Below are 20,457 nucleotides of genomic sequence, written 5' to 3'. Positions count from 1 at the left end.
CGTAAGTGTTCCGGGATACATAGCCCTTATATTGTGAATCTGCGAATAGTTTAAATCCCCGGACGTGCTTTTGTAAACATAAAAATAGAAAATAAATGCTCCCAAAAAAGTTATTGACATAAGATCCAATATTTCTTACGATAACGTTGTGATCATAACTCGAGGGCCATGCTTTTAAACCTGAGCGGTTTAGGACAACCCCGGTAACTCCCGAAGGAGATGCCGGGGTTGTTGGCGTGTCAAAAGGAGGGAAGTCTTCAATCCACTGCGTAACACTTCGCTGTATTGAAAGCGCTATTATTCAAGAGCCGGGTTGGTTGTTTATCTAAACTACTACATTCACGAGAAGGGTGGATTACTATGTTTCAAATGGCCAAACGTGTACTCCTCAGCACAACACTGACACTCAGTTTACTTGCAGGGGGCGCACTTCCCTATCTGCCTGCTTCAGCGATCTATGCCGATGCGGATACCGCGGTTACCAACAAGCAGAACTTTAGTACAGACGTCATCTATCAGATCTTTACGGACCGCTTCCTGGACGGAAATCCTTCCAACAATCCTACTGGAGCTGCCTACGATGCCACTTGTAGTAACCTGAAGTTGTATTGCGGAGGCGACTGGCAGGGTTTGATCAACAAAATCAGCGATAACTATTTTAGCGATCTGGGCGTTACGGCACTGTGGATCTCCCAACCGGTCGAAAATATCTTCGCTACCATCAACTACGGCGGCGTGATCAACACAGCGTATCATGGTTACTGGGCACGTGATTTCAAGAAGACCAATCCGTATTTCGGAACGATGGCTGATTTTCAAAATCTGATTACAACTGCTCATGCCAAAGGCATCAAGATCGTCATTGACTTTGCACCAAACCACACGTCTCCTGCCATGGAAACCGATACATCCTTTGCTGAGAATGGCAAGTTGTACGATAACGGTAATCTTGTTGGCGGATACACAAATGATACAAATGGATATTTCCATCACAACGGCGGCTCCGATTTTTCCTCCCTGGAGAATGGTATCTACAAAAACCTCTATGACCTCGCTGACCTGAATCACAATAACAGTACCATTGATCAATATTTCAAAGATGCAATCAAGCTATGGCTCGATATGGGCGTGGATGGTATTCGTGTTGATGCGGTGAAACATATGCCTCTCGGCTGGCAAAAGAGCTGGATGTCCTCCATCTATGCACATAAACCTGTATTCACTTTCGGTGAATGGTTCCTGGGATCTGCTGCATCTGATGCGGATAACACGGAATTTGCCAACGAATCCGGGATGAGCCTGCTTGATTTCCGCTTTAACTCTGCCGTGCGTGACGTCTTCAGGGATAACACATCCAACATGTATGCTCTGGATTCGATGATTACAGGCACAGCGGCAGATTACAATCAGGTGAATGACCAGGTCACGTTCATCGACAACCATGATATGGATCGGTTCAAAACAAGTGCCGTGAACAACCGTCGTCTGGAACAAGCGCTGGCCTTCACGCTGACTTCCCGCGGCGTACCTGCCATCTATTATGGTACCGAGCAGTATCTGACGGGTAACGGAGACCCTGATAATCGGGCCAAAATGCCTTCCTTCTCCAAAACAACCACTGCTTTCAACGTGATCAGCAAGCTGGCCCCTCTGCGCAAATCCAATCCCGCGATTGCCTATGGCTCCACTCAGCAACGCTGGATCAATAATGATGTGTACGTTTATGAACGCAAATTTGGCAAAAGTGTAGCTGTTGTTGCGGTGAACCGTAATCTCTCCACACCAGCAAGCATTTCGAATCTAAGCACTTCACTACCAACAGGCAACTACACCGATGTACTGGGCGGTGCACTGAACGGTAATAACATCACTTCCACCAATGGCAACGTCTCTTCCTTCACACTGGCAGCCGGAGCAACAGCGGTCTGGCAATATACAACGAGCGAAACTACACCAACGATCGGGCATGTAGGTCCGGTGATGGGCAAACCGGGTAATGTCGTTACCATTAGCGGACGTGGATTTGGCTCCACCAAAGGTACGGTATACTTCGGTACAACAGCCGTTACCGGTGCTGCGATCACATCCTGGGAAGATACGCAGATCAAAGTAACGATCCCAGCTGTTGCCGCAGGCAATTATGCTGTGAAAGTAGCTGCGAACGGCGTTAACAGCAATGCGTATAACAACTTCACCATCCTTACGGGTGATCAGGTCACTGTACGATTTGTCATTAATAATGCTTCCACCACACTGGGTCAGAACATCTATCTGACAGGTAACGTGGCAGAACTGGGCAACTGGAGTACGGGCACAACAGCTATTGGTCCTGCTTTCAATCAGGTCATCCACGCCTACCCAACTTGGTACTATGATGTGAGTGTACCAGCCAGGAAACAACTGGAGTTCAAATTCTTCAAGAAAAACGGGGCAACCATTACGTGGGAAGGTGGTTCCAACCACACGTTCACCACACCAACCAGCGGTACAGCCACAGTCAATGTAAACTGGCAATAAGATAATCCATCTATAAGCTAACCCGGAGTTACGCTAACGAGCGTATGCTCCGGGTTTTGCTATTGGATTATGCTATATAAATTGAACAAATGACTCTACACTTGACCACTACACGGTCAGATCCATCTCCCATCGCTGTTACCCCCAGTTATTTTAATTCCCTTCTATACAGGGAAAATCTGGAGCTAGCGTATGCTTCCAATGTAGCTTTCTTTTAGAAATCTTTTAGGCGAACGCTTCGCTTTTCCGGATTGCATCTGACTGCTCCGTTATCGTGTAAATGTTTATAGTTCAACTAACATAGATTGGATCTATATATCACATTTCTAATGATAGGTTCGGATCGACTTCAATGTTGTAGCGGCCAGAATACCTGTCGCCAACAGTAATATGCCCACGCCTTGCAGCACAGAAGCTGCCCCCCACTGATCTGCCAATACGGAGACAACCGTCAATCCCAGAATAGGCGCTGTACTGGTGATTGTTCCAACTACGCCATAGACTCTTCCTTGCAGCTCGTCCGGAACGGCTGTCCTCAGCATAATCTGGGTGAGCATCGTACAGCACGCGAACATCGCACCTCCACCCACGATGAACGGCAACGCCATAATTGGTGAGGATACATTCGCCAAAAAAATATATATCGGCCCCAACACAATTAGACCAATAAACACCCATCTCCCTCTTCGCTTCAATCGTTTCCCCGAAGCAATCAACAACGCAGAGCCAATCATGTATCCGAGTGGAATACAGGTCTCAATTAATCCAAACTGCACCGGATTTGCCTCCCATACCTTGACCGCCATCACTTGAACCAGCATCATGGCCGACATGAAAAATAAAATCAGCACCGGATTGAGCAATACGATGGATCGGATCAGAGGATTCCGATAGATGTAGCCAAACGAACTACGCCACTCCTGAGCAAACGTGGTCTGCTGACTAACGGATCGCTGTACCTCAGGAAAGCGGCCCGCCATCAGCACACAGACTGCGGACAACAGAAAGGTTGCCCCTGTAATTAATATGGCAACGAATCCGCCAAATGCAGCAACAGCCACTCCCGCCGCCGCTAGTCCGCTGATTCGGGCAAGATTATCCACCATATGAATGGTTCCAGTTGCTTGTTGAATATGCTCCCTGCCCACCATACTTGCTACAGAGGCGTGGAATGCAGGAGCCTGAAACAGGCTTGAAAACATGGAGAGTGAGAGCAACAGCAGCACCACCGGAAACGGAGCATGCCAGCCGAACAGGCTAATCGCAATCAGCACAGCCATCACACCGCGGAATACATCCGAGGCCAGCATCAGCTTCCTGCGATCCAATCGGTCTGCAACCGTACCCGCCACCGATCCAAACAGAAAGCTGACAGCCATATTGCTGATCTGTACGGCTGCCATGCTCTTTGCACTGCCTGTGGTCTGTAACACCCACAGGCTAATCGCAATCCCATTGAAGCAATCCCCGAAGACCGAGATGCCGTAGCCGTACAATATCCTGCGAAAGGTAACATTACGCCAAAGTGTTGGCGGAGCTTTAGTATTATGCAATGCAGCTTGTCCATCTTGGTATCCGATAATCTCGGGCTCACTGGACGGGTTCATGCCCATACATCACGTTCCTCCCTAATCATGATTCGAGCCCATACAGAATCAGGCACTTCCGCAGCTTTGCCAGTCGATAAAGACATGACATCACGGAAGTGCCTGGTTGGCGTGCCACAGGTATCGCGGCTGACTATGCTGTTATGGCACGGTATTACCCTTTCGAAGCTCCTGCCGTCAGACCCTGAACCAGGAATCGTTGCAGGAAAACAAACAGCAGGGTAATTGGAATAGCAATCAGTACCGCCCCCGCAGCAAACATCGTAAAGTTACTGTCCTGATAACGGTTGACCAGATCCCACATACCCACCGCAAGCGTCCAGTTCTCTTTCGTCCGCAGCACCAGCCGGGCGAAGATAAAGTCCATCCACGCACCGGTGAAACTGGTTAGTGCCACATAAGTCAGCATCGGCTTGGATAAAGGCAGGATGATGCTGGTGAATACACGCAGATGACTTGCACCATCCATGCGCGCCGCTTCGTCCAGGCTGCGCGGGATGGTGTCAAAGAAACCTTTGACGATAAATCCGCCCAGTACCGCTCCTGATGAATAAACCAGGATGAGCGCAGCGTGGGTGTCGAGCAATTTAATTTGCAGCAAAATGATATAGATTGCAATCATGCTCATGAAACTCGGGAACATGCCGAGAATCAGCATGGTGGAGAGAATGGTTTTACGTCCACGGAAGCGGAAACGGGACAAGGCATACATCCCAAGTGTCACCATCAACGTGGAGAAGATCATCGTGAAAAAGGCAATTTTCAGCGTATTCATATACCATCTGCCGTACATAAAAGACGGGTTATTAAACAGCTCCCCGTAATGGGTCAACGTGAATGCTTCCGGCCATAACCGTTCACTGAACAATGCCGCGCCGGGTCTCAGGGAAGAGAGAACGATCCAGAGCACCGGATAGATGGAGACAACGGCGATGATCAGCAACAGCACATAACTCAGAGCCAGACGCAGCGGATTATTACGTGTCTTCATTGAATCATGTCCTCCTCCTTGAATGATTTGGAGCGGCGGAAGTTCCAGATAGAGAATGAAGCGATAATGAGGAAGATGATGATACCTACCGCTGAAGCCATGTTGAATTTGTTATTGTCGAGTGTGAGCTTGTAGAGCCAGGTTACCAGCAGGTCCGTTGCCCCTGCGTACTGGTAGTCTCCCCGTAATGGATTCCCGTTGGTCAGTAGGAAGATGACATTGAAGTTGTTGAAGTTTCCGGCGAACTGCATGATAAGTACCGGAGTTGTGGCAAAAAGAATGAACGGCATCGTAATGATCCGAAACTTCTGAAACGCGGATGCTCCGTCCACTTCGGCAGCCTCGTAGAGATCACGAGGGATGGCCGTCAATACACCCAGAATCAACACCATACTGACCGGAATACCAATCCACATGTTGACGACAATAACGGTGACCTTGGCCCAGAACGGATCTGTCAGCCAGGGTAATCCCTCCAGCCCAAATGCTCTCATGTACGTATTGATCGGACCAAACTGACCATTGAACAAATTACGCATAAGCAGCAAGGAGATGATCTGTGGGATCGCATAAGGCAAAATAAAGATCGTCCGCCACAGCTTCTTAAAGCGGATGCCCCGCTGTTCAATCAACAGTGCTACTAACACGCCGCCAAAATAGGTGGTGACTGTAGCCAGAATGGCCCAGATGACTGTCCAGGTCAGCACACCGTAGAATGTCTGGCTCCAGGATTTCAGCTGGATCAGATCACTGAACGTCTTGAAGCCTACCCAGTCCACGAGTTTGGCTGGCGGAATATGATCTGGAGCCGAATAGTTGGTAAACGCGATCGTGATCGTAAACAGGATGGGCATAACGGTGAAGAAAAGAATGCCCAGCGCCGGGATGGACAGGAACAGATACGGGAAGTTTTTGTCCATCATGCTCCGAAGCGAAGCCGCTGCGCCCAAAGTCTGCTTGCCTTCTTCCCTCGCAAGTCCCGTGACGTACGCATCCCGAATATTCAGGATGTAGATCAGAATAAACACAAAAAACACCAGCAGTACGATAATGCCATCAAGCAGCAAAAAGATGGAATGGTCTCCCCTTTGAAGTACGGTGGATCCATTCACTTTGACAAAACGCTGTGTATTTTCCCCCAGTGTCCATATGCCCCATACGGCCTGTGACAGGCGAGGAAGCAGGTACGCAAGCCCCGCTCCCTCCAGTAACAGTAGACAAATTCCCTTAATCCATTGTCGATTGTACAGCTGTCCAAGACCTTGCAGTATGATGGAACATATGGCCGCTGTCATCCGATGTTGTCTTTCCCTGTTCGGTCCAACGGGCACCGGGACATGCTGCTGTTGCATTCGCTCTCTCCTCCCTGCCTATTGCTAACCTGTATACATTGAACAAAAGTGTACTTACACTGACCACTCCGATGACAGAATAAGCTTCCGATCGGTGATAAAGGCGAGCCTATGCTTCCGAAGTAGCTTTCTTTCAGAAAGCTTTTAGTTTCACTTCTTCAGCTTTCTTCTGTCCTCTACGTTTTGGTGTAAATATGAAGTTCAATTATGCAGCTCTTATGCATATCTTCGCACTCGTCGTTCGTCCTTATTGGACGGTGGCAAGGCTTTCCTGGATCTGTTTCACGGCATTGTCCAGCGATGACTTCACGTCCTTATCGGTATCCCAGATATCCGTAATGGCCGACGTGATTGGTCCCCATACGCTGTCCATGGCAGGAAGCGAAGGCATTGGGGTCGAGTTATTGAACTGTTCCAGGAACGCCTTATTGATCGGGTCCTCCTGCAACTTCGGATCAGCAGCTACGTTTTTGTTCGCAGGAAGTGTACCGTTCAGGTCAAAGTTCTCCATCTGAGCTTCTTCATTGGAAAGGAACGCTGCCAAGAGCTTCGACGCATTCGGGTATTGCGTAAATGCATTTACATAATAGGCTTTAACACCTGAGAAGGAGGTCATCGGTTTGCCATCAATTGCCGGAAGCGGAGCAACGCCAAAATCAATACCTGCATTGCGATAATCGGCAATGGTCCACGGACCGTTAATGTCCATAGCCAGTTTGCCGCTGGAGAATAATCCTTTTTTGATATCATAGTTCACGTCACCCATCTTAAGCGGCAGCACTTCCGACTTCAGCGTCTGCAAGAACTGTCCGCCCTTCTGGGCACCTTCGTTATTCAGACCGAGATCCGCGCTATCCATCCCGTTGTCTCCAAAAATATAACCGCCCTGTGAAGCCAGGAATGCATAGTTATAGTAAAATTGCTGCAATTCCCACATCAGCGCATACTGATTGGACTTCACATTATTGAACGTCTTGGCGAAACTGATAATCTCATCAAAGTTTTTCGGAGCTTCTGGATAGAGTGCCTTGTTATAGAAAAGGGCGTAGGTCTCCACGCTGTACGGATAGCCGTACAGGATATCCTTGAACGTCACTGCCTTCAGCGCGTTGTCGCTGGTGTTCTCTGCGGTCTCTGCTTCGAATATGTCATTGGGCAGAATAAGTCCCGCCTCTGAAGCGCTACCAATCTTATCATGCGGGAAAACAACCACATCTGCCGCCAGACCCGCTGGGCCATCCGTCGTCAGCTTGGTTACCTGATCGGTTGGAGGTAATTCCTCCATTTTGACCGTTACCCCATATTTTTCTTCGAATTTTTTGACCCTTTGCTCAATAAAGCTGCTTTGATTTTTATCCTCCCAGATCACCAGGGTTGCCCCTTCTTCAGGCTGAAGGTTCTCGGCTGTCAGCTCTACAACTTCCTCCGGATTCTCACCTGCCGTGGTTGGAGATGGACTTCCGCCTCCAGCCCCGCACGCAGCCATTGTAAAAGCCATCATGACGGACAATGTTGCCCCTTGCCATTTTCTCATGTAAAATGTCCCCTTCCCTCTGCTTGGTCCAACAAAGTTCGCGCTTTTCACCCTTTTGTCTGCGTATGTTGTCAGGTTTTGCATCCCATATTCCATTTTGTACAAACGTTTGCTCAAATGGGAGACAAGATGACCTCTCGGTTAAATATGTAGGGGTAAACAAGTCAATAAGTATGTAAATCTACTGATGTAAGCGCTACAATAACAATCACATCATACAATAACGTTCTTCATCTGCACAAACGTTTGCACAAGCCATATTTGCTCAATTTTAACCAATTTCCTTCTTCTACCTACAGTAATTTCCTGTTTCCTTGTTCTGACTCTTTCTTCCTTAATTTCACTTCACGTGCATCCCTTACTCGGCAGTTAGCAATTGATTTCTCGTATCCTTTGGATTACCATAGGAGAATATTTATACGATTGTTCAGAAGGGATTTTTTTACATGATTACGATCAAGGATATTGCCAAATTGGCGGGTGTTTCCCCTTCTACAGTGTCACGGGTGATTTCCAACCATCCCAGAATCAGCACCAAGACGTCTCTCAAAGTGAAGCAAATCATGAAAGAATTAAACTACCATCCCAACATCATCGCGAAGAGCCTGGTTTCCAAAACAACACATACCCTTGGGATTATGCTTCCGCGTCCTGCAGAAGAGTTGTTTCAGAATTACTTTTTCGGGGAACTGCTGCGAGGTATTATTACACATGCCACCCGTATGAATTATGAATTGCTGCTAACAACCGAAACATCATCAGACAATGAATTGCATGCGATATCCCGCCTTGTGCATGGCCGAAGGGTGGATGGCATTCTGTTGCTTGGGTCCAAGCGAGACGATCCCATCATTTCTTTTTTGGAAGCGGAAAAGTTTCCTTTTGTGTTAATCGGTCGCAGTGAAGCTCATCCAAATGCACCCATGGTGGATAACGATAATGTGCAGACTGCTTATGATGCGACTCATCATCTGATCGCCCAAGGACATACGCGAATCGGATTTGTCAGCGGTCCTCCGGACATTACGTTATCGCATGATCGTATGTTAGGATACCAAAAAGCGCTTGCACAAGCCGGGCTGGATGCGGATAGTGATTGGATTGTGGAAGGCGAATTTCTGCAGGAAAGTGGATTCAGAGCGATGTCGCTGTTCATGTCCTTGCCGGACAGACCCACCGCAATTGTTGTCATCGATGACAATGTGGCCTTTGGGGTATTGAGAGCTCTTGCCGAGCTTCATTATCTGGTGCCTGAAGATATCAGTGTGGTCAGTTTTAACAATATTGCATTATCGGAACTGGCTTCTCCACCCCTAAGCTCTATCGACATTGGGACTTATCAGCTTGGTTATACAGCCGTTCAGGTATTGTTAAAAATTCTTAGTGGGGAACCACAGCTTCATAATCCGGTCATTATCCCCCATCGTCTGATCGTGCGTGAATCCTCACTCTTTTCCAAACCAAGGCCACCCTCAGATTGATTCATTTCGGGTATCCGTGTAGTAATGCAAACGTTTGTCCTACACGGAATATTATGCTGTTATCCACCGTACGTAGTTGCATAGGTGCATAGGTGCAAAAAAAGAAGCCGCATATACTCATGCGGCTTCCTTAATTCACACACTATTTCCGTACTCCATGCTTGGCTGCACTTCAATGGATTAATAAGAGCTCCAGCCTGCATCAGCTGTAACGACAGTTCCGTTCACGAAGCTGGACTCGTCAGATCCAAGGAACAAAGCCACTTTGGCGATCTCTTCGCTCGTCCCGATGCGTGGGTTGATTGCCATCCCAAGCTGTTGACGCCCTGCACCGAAATGGCTAATACCTGCCATGGATGTGCTGATATTGGTTGCCACAGCGCCTGGAGCGATCGCATTACAGCGAATGCCTTGCTCAGCATACATATACCCTGTATTTTTGGTAAAGCCTACGACCGCATGTTTGGAAGCTGTATAGGCTGCCCCTGCCCGTCCGCCGTGTAGGCCCCCTGCCGAAGCAATGTTCACGATAACACCTTTTTGTTTTTCCAGGAAGATCGGCAATACTTTACGTGTTGTCCGCATCACACTGGTTGTGTTCACAGCAAACAATCTCTCCCACTTCTCATCCGTTATATCTGCTGCCGGCTCCATGCCATCCATAATGCCCGCATTGTTAATCAGAATATCTACTGTACCATATGTGCTCACCGTCGTATCGATCAGATTTTGCACATCTTCTTCTTTGGCTACATTGGCCAGAACGACAATCGCTTCTCCACCCTGGGCTTTAATATCATTCACTACCGCTTGTGCGGATTCTTCGTTAATATCCGATACGACGACTTTCGCGCCTTCTTGAGCATACAACGTGGCAATTGCTTTCCCCATACCTGAACCAGCACCTGTAACAACTGCAACTTTATCTTGAAGTTTCATTCCATGTATCCTCCTTTGTGTATTCGTTTACAATAAGTTAACAAACAAATGTTCATTAACTCTTATCCTTAGTATAATAAGTCATAGCGTTTCACTTCAATCAGTAAAAGCTTGTCCAGTTGTACGTTAAACAACACTTATAAGCCCGAATGTACTTTAATTAATAAAGTGAACTCGCGAGGAGGAAAATAGATGTCTGAAACTCTGAATTCGATGGACCGAAGAATTAAAAAATCAAAAGCTGCACTGAAGGATGCACTCATCCATTTGATGCAAAAACATCCCTTTAAAGAAATATCGATTACGGATATTGTGCAGCGAGCCGACCTGAATCGAGGAACTTTCTATAGGCATTATCAGTACAAAGAAGACCTGTTCAACGAAATTATCGATGATGTGATTCAGGATCTGGTAACTTCTTTCCGCAAACCTTATCAGGATGAGGAAGAGTTCGAAGTCAATCTGATGCCCTCTTCGGCGATCACTATATTTGAGCATGTACACCAGCACGCACAATTCTACACACTGGTTGTGAAATCTGAGGCTTCCTCCAACTTCCAGCGCATGATCTGTGATGTTCTTCGGGATCTGGCCTTACAGGATCTGAACCATATCTTCCCTCCGCACATCAACCATGAAATATTGGCAAGTTACCAATCTCATGCGATATTTGGCATGATCATGGAGTGGATCAGACAAGATTTCAAGCACAGCCCCGCCTACATGGCCGAGGAGTTGTTCAAGATCATCCATTACAAGCCGGATAATGTCGTGTTAAAAAACTGAGATTTTTTGAATCGTCTTACTTCCCTTTAGTAGGGTGATTGAGATTAATTTCAAGAAAGCTTCCCACCAAAATTATGTAAATGTATTCCTGTAATTTCTGGTAATGATATGTTAGGTTATCCAATGGAATACAAACAAAAGGAGGATGAGATTACATTTGAAGAAGTCGTGGATTATATCATTGATTACCAGTTTTGTTTTGCTTGGTGGGATGCTTCTTTCTCCACCCGCTTCTGCTGATACAGCCAAAGTAGTAAACTCTACATATTCAGATTCAGATCAGAGTTATGCAGAATTTAAAGAGTACACTAATCAGTTATTTGCTCTTGAAACTTATGAGGCCAAAGCCTTTACCGCTTTGGAAAGTATCGACACCCAGGTAACTTCAACCAATCGCAAGTCCATGTACCTTAAACTTACGAATACGGTGATCCCCAATTATACGAAATTGGTATCCAAGGCAAAACAAATCAAGCCTGCCAACCCGCAAATCAAGAAAATCCACGCCACATTTATCAAGGCAAGTTACACTCAGCTCGAAGGGTACCTGTTGTACCAAAAGGCAGTATCCAAGAACAAAGTGAATTACACGTTACTAAAACAGGGTAATGCCAAAGTAAACACCGCTAGTGTTCTAATGGATCAATGCGAACAACAGTTATACGCCTATGCAAGAAGCTTGGGGTATGACAGTTAGTACCAATCTTCATAGAAGCCCAAAAAGCGACCGTTCCTCATATTTAATGAGGAACGGTCGCTTTTTCTAATTATGAATTATGATAACAATCTAATACGTAAAATTTATTGCACTCTTCTGATCACAGCCCCAGCTTCTGCCCTTTCTCCAACCGCTGAATCTGCTGCTCTCCGGTATCCGCAAGTTCACGGAACTGGTTAATCGTCTCGCGCATTCTTGGCAGAGCTTCCTGCTTATAAAGACTGATCGAATCCAGTGCTGACAACACATCGGTGAACGCCTGTTTCATCGTATCCACGGAGATGCTGGCTTCATACGCCTGCTTCTGGATGGCAATCCCCTGATCCTTGAGCATCTTGGATGTTCCGGCGATCAGATCATTGGTCGTCTGGTTCAGCAACTCAATTTTCTGCAATACAATCTTCTGATTATACAAAGCACTCGCTACAGTTACGGCAATTTTCAATGCAGAGATGGTTACATTCTTCGCACGGTCTACGCCTCGGATCAGTTCCTTATTATTGCGGATGACTACTTCAATCGCCATGATACCCTGCTGGTTCACGACTAACATCTGCTGCAGATCCATCACCCGCTGACGGAGCGGAAACAGCACTTCTTCCGTAATAAATCGGACTTTCTCAGGGTCTTCATTACGGACCTTGGCGGCTTCAATCTGCGCGTCGATGGACTCATCCATGAGCATGCCAAGCTGGATTTCCTTTTGCAATCGCTTTGTGAGTTCTCGCAGGTTCTGTTGTTCGATCTCCAGCGTTGTATTATCGTTACGCAGGGTGGATCTGCCTTTATCCAAAGAGGTTACGATGTCAGCGATGACTGCGTCAGCCTTCTGGTATTTCAGGAAATAGGCGCGAAGCGGATTGAACAATTTCCCAAGGAAACCGGTCTTGGCAAAGTCGACCACACTCGGGTCGAGATCCTTCAGTTGCATATGCAGCTCGGTCAAGCCTTTGGCGACCTGACCGCCCTCGTCTCCTGTCTTGGACAGATGTCCAACGGAGACTTGAAGCAAGGCGTTTTTCTCAGAAGAGGATCTCATCGTGTTCATGCCAAAGCCGTCAATGGATTGCAAAATCTCTTTGCGCTTCTCCAGGGATTCGAGATCCAGTGTCATGATCATCTCTACGTTGGCATTTGCCACTTGTTGAAGCTCCGCGACCTCGGCGGGCACGGGTTTCACCTCTTCTTCGATCACCTTCTGAATTTCCTTCTGGCTCGGTATTTCCATTGAAAATGACATCTACAGTTCCCCCTTTTGATTACATCTGTACGTTAAACAGGTTTCCGATCTTGTACACGACATCGTCAGTATCGGCATTGATGCTTGCAGCCTCGTTAATGCTGGAGATGCTCTCCAAAGCCTTGATGTCCGCGTTGTATCCAATCGTATAGATTGGCACTTTGTACGTTTCGACCAGATCACGAATATCCTTCAGGGTATGGCCTTCGTTGGTCTCGCCATCACTCAGGACAAAGATCAGCGGCTTCACGTTTGGATCAGCAGCCATATAATCTTCCAGCATCTTCATCGCCACCACGATCCCGTCAAAGGTCGCCGTACCACCGCCAGCTTGCAGACTATCAACTGTTCCGACAAACATGGACTGCTGGTTCGTATCATACTTGGCAATCGGCAGATTCACGGTTACGCCGCTGGAGTAAGAAACTAATCCAATACTGTTCTCGGTGCCCAGGTACTTCTGACCTTTGCGCAAAGACTCCTTCAGTCGGTTAAGCGGCTCGCCGTCCATGCTTCCGGACACGTCTGTCACGAACACGGCGGCAATTGGTTTACTGCCGTTTTTCTTCTCTTTCCATACTTTCTGTGCAGACAACAACGTGCCGCCATCCACGGTAGCCAGCTCGGATTTGTAATCCTGCAAACCGTTGAAGCCAAACTCTTCTGCCGATTGTTGGTACTTCGCTTGAGTTACGAATTCTGCAAACTTTTGGATGATTTCCTGTTTGTTCTGTGGCAATTGTCCCAATGCATACAGCGGGCTATCATGTCTCACACCAAATGGTGTAAAAACGTATCCACTCTTCAGATCAGCGGTATTCACATACGTCTGATATTCGAGTACAAAGGCATCCAGTCTGCCTGACTTGGCAGCTTCCCGCATCTGAATCGTTGTCGATGCTGTAAACGGTACATTCGTCTGGAATTTTTCGAACCCTTCAATGGCCTTCTCGCCAAGCGGGTTGGCGCTGTCATACGTATTCAGTGCAGTCACCAGGAAATTAAGTCCTGTGGAGCTGGCAAATGGATCGGTATATCCCATCGCGAGTTCATTGTTGGCAATGGCTTCTGTCACGGTTTTTACATTAACGGAGCCGTACGTATCAACCAGTGCATCGTATTTCGCTTTGGAGATGACAATACCCGGAACATTCCCTACCAATCGCTCGGACACCATCTCGGTCTTCACCCCACTGGCCTCAACCATTTCGCCCCACAATTCGTTGGAAGGTGTGAATGCATCCGGCATATACTTACCGGACTTGATATAATCGGTGGCTGTTCCGGAGGCAATGTTGCGGATTTTGACCGATACCTGTTTGCCTCCAACGGTGATGTTCGCTTTGTTGAACTCCTCGCCCACTTCGGTTAACCAGCCGTCTACCCCGCTGCCCGACTTCTCTGGGGAAGAGAAGATTTCGACGTAATCATTTGTTGTATTCTCTACAGCAATCGCAAATTTGGAGATGTCCGGCAGTGATTCTGCCACATCGACCGGGTCGAGATCAATCTGTCCTTTGACCGGTTCCGCCGTCGCTGGCGCAATGTCCGCATACAGTTTTCCCAGTTCCTTACCTGCATTCTCTGTGCTCACCTGTGTGGTCGACTTGCCAAAGTTCGACGTTAGTGTAATCCCTGCATAAACCAGACCAAATACGAGCACCAGCATTACAATCGATATGAAAAAAAACTTTCCCTTCTTGGCCATACGAGCAACCCCTCACTGTCTGTATAATTTGGTGTGCTTGATTAACTGATCAATCTCCTGCATACAAGGCATCTGTTCAATATCTCCGGCTTCAAAGCTGTCGAGGCGTGAAATCTCGAGTAACAACTGATCGAGCTTGAGCAAAATTTCCTCATTGGTGTGGAGCGAATTCTTCACATAAGACAGATAATCGTTGTATACCTTGGTTTTTTCCTGAAAAAGCTTCTGGGGAAGTGTGGAGGATTTGGATTTCATCATGTTGGCATAGTCGGCTTCATCGAATACATTCAACCGGTTGAGTACACTGCGGATGTTCAGGTATAACAACTTCTCCACTTCCAATGTGACCGAAGCAAATTTCTTGTAGCTCAGTTCCCCTGGATCAAACCGTTGATGAAGCACGTTCAGGAGTGTTTCTTTTTTCTTTTTCATTCGACTAAGTTGGGACAGCCCCAGCGTAATATCTTCTTCGAGGACTTTGATGCGTCTATAAAAAGATAGTGCCTCCACATAATCTTCATGCGTTTCGATATGCTTCACGGGCAGGACTACCGGTTGTCTGAACAGCAAGGTGTAACTTCCATATAAGAGTGCCATTGCACTGCCGAACAGAAGGGTAACGGATAGCGCAGTTGTGAATGCGCCCTCCCCGAAATTCAGCCCGATAAAGCCGGGTGAGAATGCGAGAACATTCACAGCCACAATACCGAGGACCAACCCCAACAATTTTATGTACTTAATCATGTTCAATCATCCGACCTCCTTTCATGTTATATATTGAAGCTTTGTGTCGTTATTTTCCTGTTCAACTTATTCTTATTGTACATGATGTTAACGCTCTCAGGTGGATATGATTGGATATTTGAATACTCATAATATACGTGGTTTGGGCTTATCCCATTTCATATTTTCAGGGACAACGTGGAACTTGGCAGGAAATTTTGTGGTCAATCCATAAAAAGTGAGCTTTACGAGACAGCAGATTGTGGAGAAGAAATGTTATCAGGTAATACGTGGAAAATAGCTATGCGTGTCATTTTTTATATAAGACTTGTCTGAAAAAGGAGCAAAGCAAAAAGGACGAATCGGAGATCATCCGCTTTCGTCCCTTATGCATTGGTTGTTCATTTTTGGTGTGAAGTTTTTGATGCCACAGTGATCCGGTGACCTGATGCGCAGTGACACAATGGGGTGTATCTTCTATGCTGCTCAGTACTTTCCAAGAATTTTCACAATGCTGTATTCCAGCTAACGAACTGAGGTGACGCTATTTTGTGCATTTCAACTCATCTGAAAATGTAACGAACCTGAGACACGTTATGTTCCCGTTTTAGGTGAAAAGACGTTGTTTATCGCCTATTTCGAATGAAATAGCATCGCTGAGATTCGTTACATTTCCCACTTCATCAATATTGCCCATATAAGACGTGTGCGGTTCGTTAGAAATTAGAAAGTCGATTTCTTATCAAACCCTCTCCTCCAGTGGACAGGCCACCGCCTTTTCACACCATGCCTGTTTTCACGAAAAAATGGACTCCGGTTTGCTTCGTGTGGTGCGTACCTCTACAACTTTCCCGGCACAGCCATTGTCGCCCTTCGCCTGGAACACCACTGTAACGTTATCTTTGCCTGATGTAACCGCCTCAGGAATATCGTAGGTCACATAGAACACGTCGCCAATTTTATTCATATGAATTCGCTGCTCTCCGATGACGGTTCCATCCACAGTAATAGTAAATTGTCTGTCATATAACGTACCTTCTCGTTCAAACGTGGAATGATCTCCTCCCCAATAGGCCACACATAGATAATTGGTTGCCTCACGATCCACTGCCAGTTGGTAACTGAAGTAAGCCCCACTGACGCCAAAAGCTTCTCGCCACATATGCAACTTCTTATGGCCATCTGTGGTTGAACCGTTGTGGTACTCTCCACGGCAGTTGCTATCCAGTTGATGTCCGATCTCATCCTGCTGACCGTCAGCCTGAACCCTGTCGATCGTGATATCGTTCAACTCTTTCTCCAGCGCATCCCCTTCATCGTTAAACGGCCAGTACACGGTATAAAATTCATGATGCACATCATAGAACGGAATGAGCTTCACGGCTTCGCCTGTGGAAGTAACATCTTTGCTAAGTTCAAATGTTAACGTGTCTGCATCCACAACCTTGATCCACTCTCGTACGTCATCCTGCTCCGTCCAGATCACAGGTACAGGTGCAGTCTTGGGATTCAGCGCTGTTTCGTCCACAATCGTATCCTCCGGAAGACCCTCGTTTCCTAGTGCACCAGCGAGTACTATTGGGCCGTACAGGAATGCCACCTTGTGGGCATCATCCCGGGCAGTGTACTGGCGGAGTGACATCGGCAGTGTGATTGTGATGACATCGCCCGTTGTCCATGTGCGCTCGATGGAAAGATAGCCGGGTTCCATCCGTGTATACGGATGTTCCGTATCCCCATTAACGGTTGCCGTCATTGGCTGTTGCAGCCATGAGGGCACACGTAATCTTAGATGAGCCGAGGCGTTGCCTCCGGTGATCGTCAGGGTTACCTTTTCCGAATAAGGAAAGTCGGTTTCAAGCTTCAGGGATAATCCCTGTGACGCCCAATCCAATTGGGAAGCGATATACAGGTTGACGTACAGGTCTTGTTCATCCTCAAAATAAATCGCCTCGGCATATTTGCCCGGGTTCTCCATGCCTGATCCTGTGCAGCACCACCAAGCGGTATCGTGAGTACCATAGATTTTGTAGTGGCCTTGCAGCGTTGATGCAAAATATGTTTTGTTCCCTGTATCGGGGTCCTGCGTGCCGAGGATGTGATTATAGATGGCGTTTTCATAATAGTCCATGTAGGCGCTATCGTGATTCCAGGCAAAGAGTTGCTTCGTTAGATGTAACATGTTGTGAGTACAACAGCTCTCTCCTGTTTTGATGCCAAGACTCTCCATACCCTTTGCTTCGTAATGCTCCGAAATACTCGTCGCACCAAATACATAAGAACGATGATGCACCGTGGTGTCCCAGAAAAATTCTGCCGCTGTCCGATAACTCTCATGAGTATGGTCCTGATTGTAGATTTCGGCTGCACCGATCACTTTGGGAATCTGCGTATTGGCGTGTTTGCCTTGAAGATCGTCCTGCTTGTGCTCCAAGGGTCTCAGGATCAATTGATGGGTGAACTTATTAGCGATCTCAAGATATAAGGCTTTACCGGTAATCCCATACAAGTGTGCGAATACTTCATTCATGCCCCCGTGTTCACTTTGAAGCATCGTCTGCATCTGTTCTTCTGTCATCGGGAGCAATCCTTCGACCGCCCAGTCTGCAAATCGAGTAACCACCTCAAGTGCCTGTCCGTTGCCAGTCAGTTTATAGGCGTCAATCAGGCCGCGATAGATTTTGTGCACACTGTACCAGGGAACCCAGTATTCACCGATATTGAATCCACCGATATTCTCTGCTCGAAAAGCCATGTGGAAAGGTTCTTCGGACAAACCACCGATATATCCGCTTCCCGTGGTCTGCTGGATTCTCGCCAGTTCGGTGACCGCATAATTCAGTCTTTCTTTTAACGTGATATTCCCGGTTGCCTGATACGTCACAGCCAGGGCAGACAGATAATGTCCGAGGGAATGTCCGCTGATGGTACGTGCCTCCCAACCCGCGTAACGCTCTTTTCGGGCAGGTAAACCATGAGCTTCGAAGCATGGAGCCAGGAATCGATCAATATCCAGCGATAACAGGTAACGCTCCCCCACCTCTTGTGATGTTTGAAACACACCATTTAACAGATCTACATGTTCCGGTCCCAGAAATCCTTTTTTCGTATCAATCATGACACTCACTCCTTCTCGGGATGTAATAGATATCCATTGATTCTTGAGGGGTAAAATCCGTTTTTTTAGCTACAAGACTAATACTCATCAATCTACTGTATAGCTTGAATATCCCCATACTATCAAATAAAATACAATTACATCAGACTCATAATCCAAGAAAAGGTGGATAAATCCGTCCTATGCAAAAGCCACTGGAACATTACCTGTGCGGCAAGTTCATATCCGAAGGCAACTGGAGCCACATGAGACGTAGCATGCCTGTGCATGAGATCATTTTGATGCTGGAAGGTGAGATGTACATCGCGGAGGAAGAGGAACAATATGTAGTTCGTGCCAACGATCTGTTGTTTCTGCGCGCCGGTCGCACCCATTACGGCTACCAGATTAGCGACACACCCGTCAGTTTCTACTGGGTTCACTATGATGCCATGTCGGCAGAATTCAACCAGTTTAGGACACACGCCACCATTCAGGTACCTTCCATGGCCAATCAGTTATTCAAGCAGTTGCTGCATGTGTCATCCTTCTCACCGGAGGAAGCCAACGCTGCTTTGTTATTGTTGTTCAGAGAACTGGAGCGGAATATAGAGGCGGATTATCGTCCGCACAATGCGATTGTGGACCATATCTGCAAGTGGGTCGATATTCATCTGCATACAAACATCACGGTGAGTCAGATTGCGGAAAATTTTAATTTTAACAAAGACTATATCTCCAAAATGGTGAAACGCGAGAAAGGTACTGGACTCAAAACCTATATTCTCACAGAACGTATTCGCCGGGCAAAACAATTGCTGCTCAACACCAATGCCAGTGTAAAAGAAATCGCCGGACAGTGCGGCTTCTCCGACTACAAGCTATTCCTGCGCATGTTCAAGCAATACGAAGGCAATACGCCAACCGAATATCGCAATCATCTGTATTCCACACAGCTCAATCGCTGATGCGCTATGATCTATAGAAATGACTGAGTTACCTATAGAAAATTTGAATGAATCGGATTGAATCCGTTATGGTAAAATGCAAGAAAACTATATTCCATACTTAACCCATAAGAGAAGAGGAATTATAAGATGACAACGGCTGCCGTTACGATTCACCCTGCCACAGAAGCAGACCATCCAGAGATTGTAGATATCCTTGTTGCAAGTTATGCCGAGTATCGGGAGACTTTTGAACAAAATGAACGCTGGGAAGCCTACCTAAAAGATATTCGAGAGTCTGTGGTTAATCCTTACCTGACGCAATTATGGATCGCGAAGATTGATGATCAGATTGTCGGTACAGTCCAATTATTCGAAACAGCACGCAACGCTTATCCAAACTTTGAATTGCCAATCGATTATCCGTTTATTCGGCTGCTGGGTGTTGATCCAAAATGGAGAGGTCACGGGATTGCCAGAGTATTGCTCCAGCAATGCGTAGATTCTGCCAAAGAGATGGGCAAAAATACGGTGTACTTATATACGGGCGGTCAGATGGTTAATGCCATCCGTTTATATGAGCGTTTTGGATTTACAGAGGATAAGGAATTCAGCTCCGAGAGTGACGGGGGCAAGGCGATCTGTTACCGTTATGATTCCTAGTGGAGGGTAACAGCAACACGGGATCTGCGAACAGAGAATGAAGTGTAAAAAAGACCGATCATCTTCATGACGGTCTGTTTTACGTTTATAAATGTCAACTATATAAGTTGCACTAATCATTTACACGATAACGGAGAGGACAGAAAAAACCTGA

The 20,457-nt window shown here is 46.8% G+C and carries 15 protein-coding genes; 6 read left to right on the top strand and 9 right to left on the bottom strand.

Annotated features, from left to right (window positions below):
• Positions 1 to 360: 360 nt before the first annotated feature.
• A complete protein-coding gene (locus tag NSQ20_RS05025) occupies positions 361 to 2,517 on the top strand; it encodes an alpha-amylase family glycosyl hydrolase (RefSeq protein WP_340031992.1) in 2,157 nt (718 codons plus the stop codon).
• 326 nt (positions 2,518 to 2,843) lie between these two features.
• Here the strand turns inward: NSQ20_RS05025 and NSQ20_RS05020 are convergent, their stop codons facing one another.
• The 4 genes from NSQ20_RS05020 to NSQ20_RS05005 all read right to left on the bottom strand — a co-directional run bounded on the left by NSQ20_RS05020 (position 2,844) and on the right by NSQ20_RS05005 (position 8,001).
• Positions 2,844 to 4,130, bottom strand: a complete 1,287-nt coding sequence (locus tag NSQ20_RS05020) for an MFS transporter (RefSeq protein ID WP_340031991.1) — start codon at positions 4,128 to 4,130, stop codon at positions 2,844 to 2,846.
• A gap of 148 nt (positions 4,131 to 4,278) precedes the next feature.
• Entirely contained in the window at positions 4,279 to 5,115 is an 837-nt protein-coding gene (locus NSQ20_RS05015) for a sugar ABC transporter permease (RefSeq protein WP_036672604.1), read from the bottom strand.
• Complete coding sequence (locus NSQ20_RS05010; RefSeq protein WP_340031990.1) at positions 5,112 to 6,467, bottom strand: ABC transporter permease subunit; 1,356 nt, start codon at positions 6,465 to 6,467, stop codon at positions 5,112 to 5,114. Before NSQ20_RS05010 ends, NSQ20_RS05015 begins: the two co-directional genes overlap by 4 nt.
• Before the next feature lie 247 nt (positions 6,468 to 6,714).
• Entirely contained in the window at positions 6,715 to 8,001 is a 1,287-nt protein-coding gene (locus NSQ20_RS05005; protein ID WP_340031989.1) for a maltose ABC transporter substrate-binding protein, read from the bottom strand.
• A 446-nt stretch (positions 8,002 to 8,447) separates the two neighbouring features.
• On the opposite strand from NSQ20_RS05005, the gene NSQ20_RS05000 reads away from it, so the two are divergent.
• Complete coding sequence (locus NSQ20_RS05000; RefSeq protein ID WP_036672606.1) at positions 8,448 to 9,482, top strand: LacI family DNA-binding transcriptional regulator; 1,035 nt, start codon at positions 8,448 to 8,450, stop codon at positions 9,480 to 9,482.
• A gap of 180 nt (positions 9,483 to 9,662) precedes the next feature.
• On the opposite strand, the gene NSQ20_RS04995 is transcribed toward NSQ20_RS05000, so the two are convergent.
• The gene (locus NSQ20_RS04995; protein ID WP_062837478.1) at positions 9,663 to 10,421 is read right to left on the bottom strand and encodes an SDR family oxidoreductase; all 759 of its coding nucleotides are present in this window, start codon (positions 10,419 to 10,421) and stop codon (positions 9,663 to 9,665) included.
• Between the two features lie 192 nt (positions 10,422 to 10,613).
• Between NSQ20_RS04995 and NSQ20_RS04990 the strand changes: the two genes are divergently transcribed.
• Together NSQ20_RS04990 and NSQ20_RS04985 are read left to right on the top strand one after the other, a co-directional pair.
• Complete coding sequence (locus NSQ20_RS04990) at positions 10,614 to 11,207, top strand: TetR/AcrR family transcriptional regulator (protein ID WP_076253452.1); 594 nt, start codon at positions 10,614 to 10,616, stop codon at positions 11,205 to 11,207.
• A gap of 157 nt (positions 11,208 to 11,364) precedes the next feature.
• Positions 11,365 to 11,904 carry a hypothetical protein gene (locus NSQ20_RS04985; protein ID WP_101314634.1) on the top strand — a complete coding sequence of 180 codons (540 nt, stop codon included), beginning with the start codon at positions 11,365 to 11,367 and terminating at the stop codon, positions 11,902 to 11,904.
• Between the two features lie 121 nt (positions 11,905 to 12,025).
• Here the strand turns inward: NSQ20_RS04985 and NSQ20_RS04980 are convergent, their stop codons facing one another.
• The 4 genes from NSQ20_RS04980 to NSQ20_RS04965 all read right to left on the bottom strand — a co-directional run bounded on the left by NSQ20_RS04980 (position 12,026) and on the right by NSQ20_RS04965 (position 18,714).
• A complete protein-coding gene (locus NSQ20_RS04980; RefSeq protein ID WP_047841746.1) occupies positions 12,026 to 13,165 on the bottom strand; it encodes a toxic anion resistance protein in 1,140 nt (379 codons plus the stop codon).
• A gap of 19 nt (positions 13,166 to 13,184) precedes the next feature.
• Entirely contained in the window at positions 13,185 to 14,873 is a 1,689-nt protein-coding gene (locus NSQ20_RS04975) for a VWA domain-containing protein (protein ID WP_100527685.1), read from the bottom strand.
• 12 nt (positions 14,874 to 14,885) lie between these two features.
• Positions 14,886 to 15,617 (bottom strand): hypothetical protein, encoded by a 732-nt coding sequence (locus NSQ20_RS04970; protein WP_338707846.1) that lies wholly within the window; start codon positions 15,615 to 15,617, stop codon positions 14,886 to 14,888.
• Positions 15,618 to 16,392: 775 nt separating this feature from the next.
• Entirely contained in the window at positions 16,393 to 18,714 is a 2,322-nt protein-coding gene (locus tag NSQ20_RS04965) for a beta-L-arabinofuranosidase domain-containing protein (RefSeq protein ID WP_340031988.1), read from the bottom strand.
• A gap of 182 nt (positions 18,715 to 18,896) precedes the next feature.
• On the opposite strand from NSQ20_RS04965, the gene NSQ20_RS04960 reads away from it, so the two are divergent.
• On the top strand, positions 18,897 to 19,661 hold the full coding sequence (locus NSQ20_RS04960; protein ID WP_133386495.1) for an AraC family transcriptional regulator: 765 nt from the start codon (positions 18,897 to 18,899) through the stop codon (positions 19,659 to 19,661).
• A gap of 129 nt (positions 19,662 to 19,790) precedes the next feature.
• A complete protein-coding gene (locus NSQ20_RS04955; protein ID WP_340031987.1) occupies positions 19,791 to 20,303 on the top strand; it encodes a GNAT family N-acetyltransferase in 513 nt (170 codons plus the stop codon).
• The last annotated feature ends 154 nt before the right edge of the window (positions 20,304 to 20,457 follow it).

Source organism: Paenibacillus sp. FSL K6-1122, from assembly GCF_037977015.1.
Lineage (GTDB): Bacteria > Bacillota > Bacilli > Paenibacillales > Paenibacillaceae > Paenibacillus > Paenibacillus amylolyticus.
The sequence above is the reverse complement of the archived record's forward strand: the minus strand, read 5'-3'. Positions and strand labels throughout refer to the sequence as shown.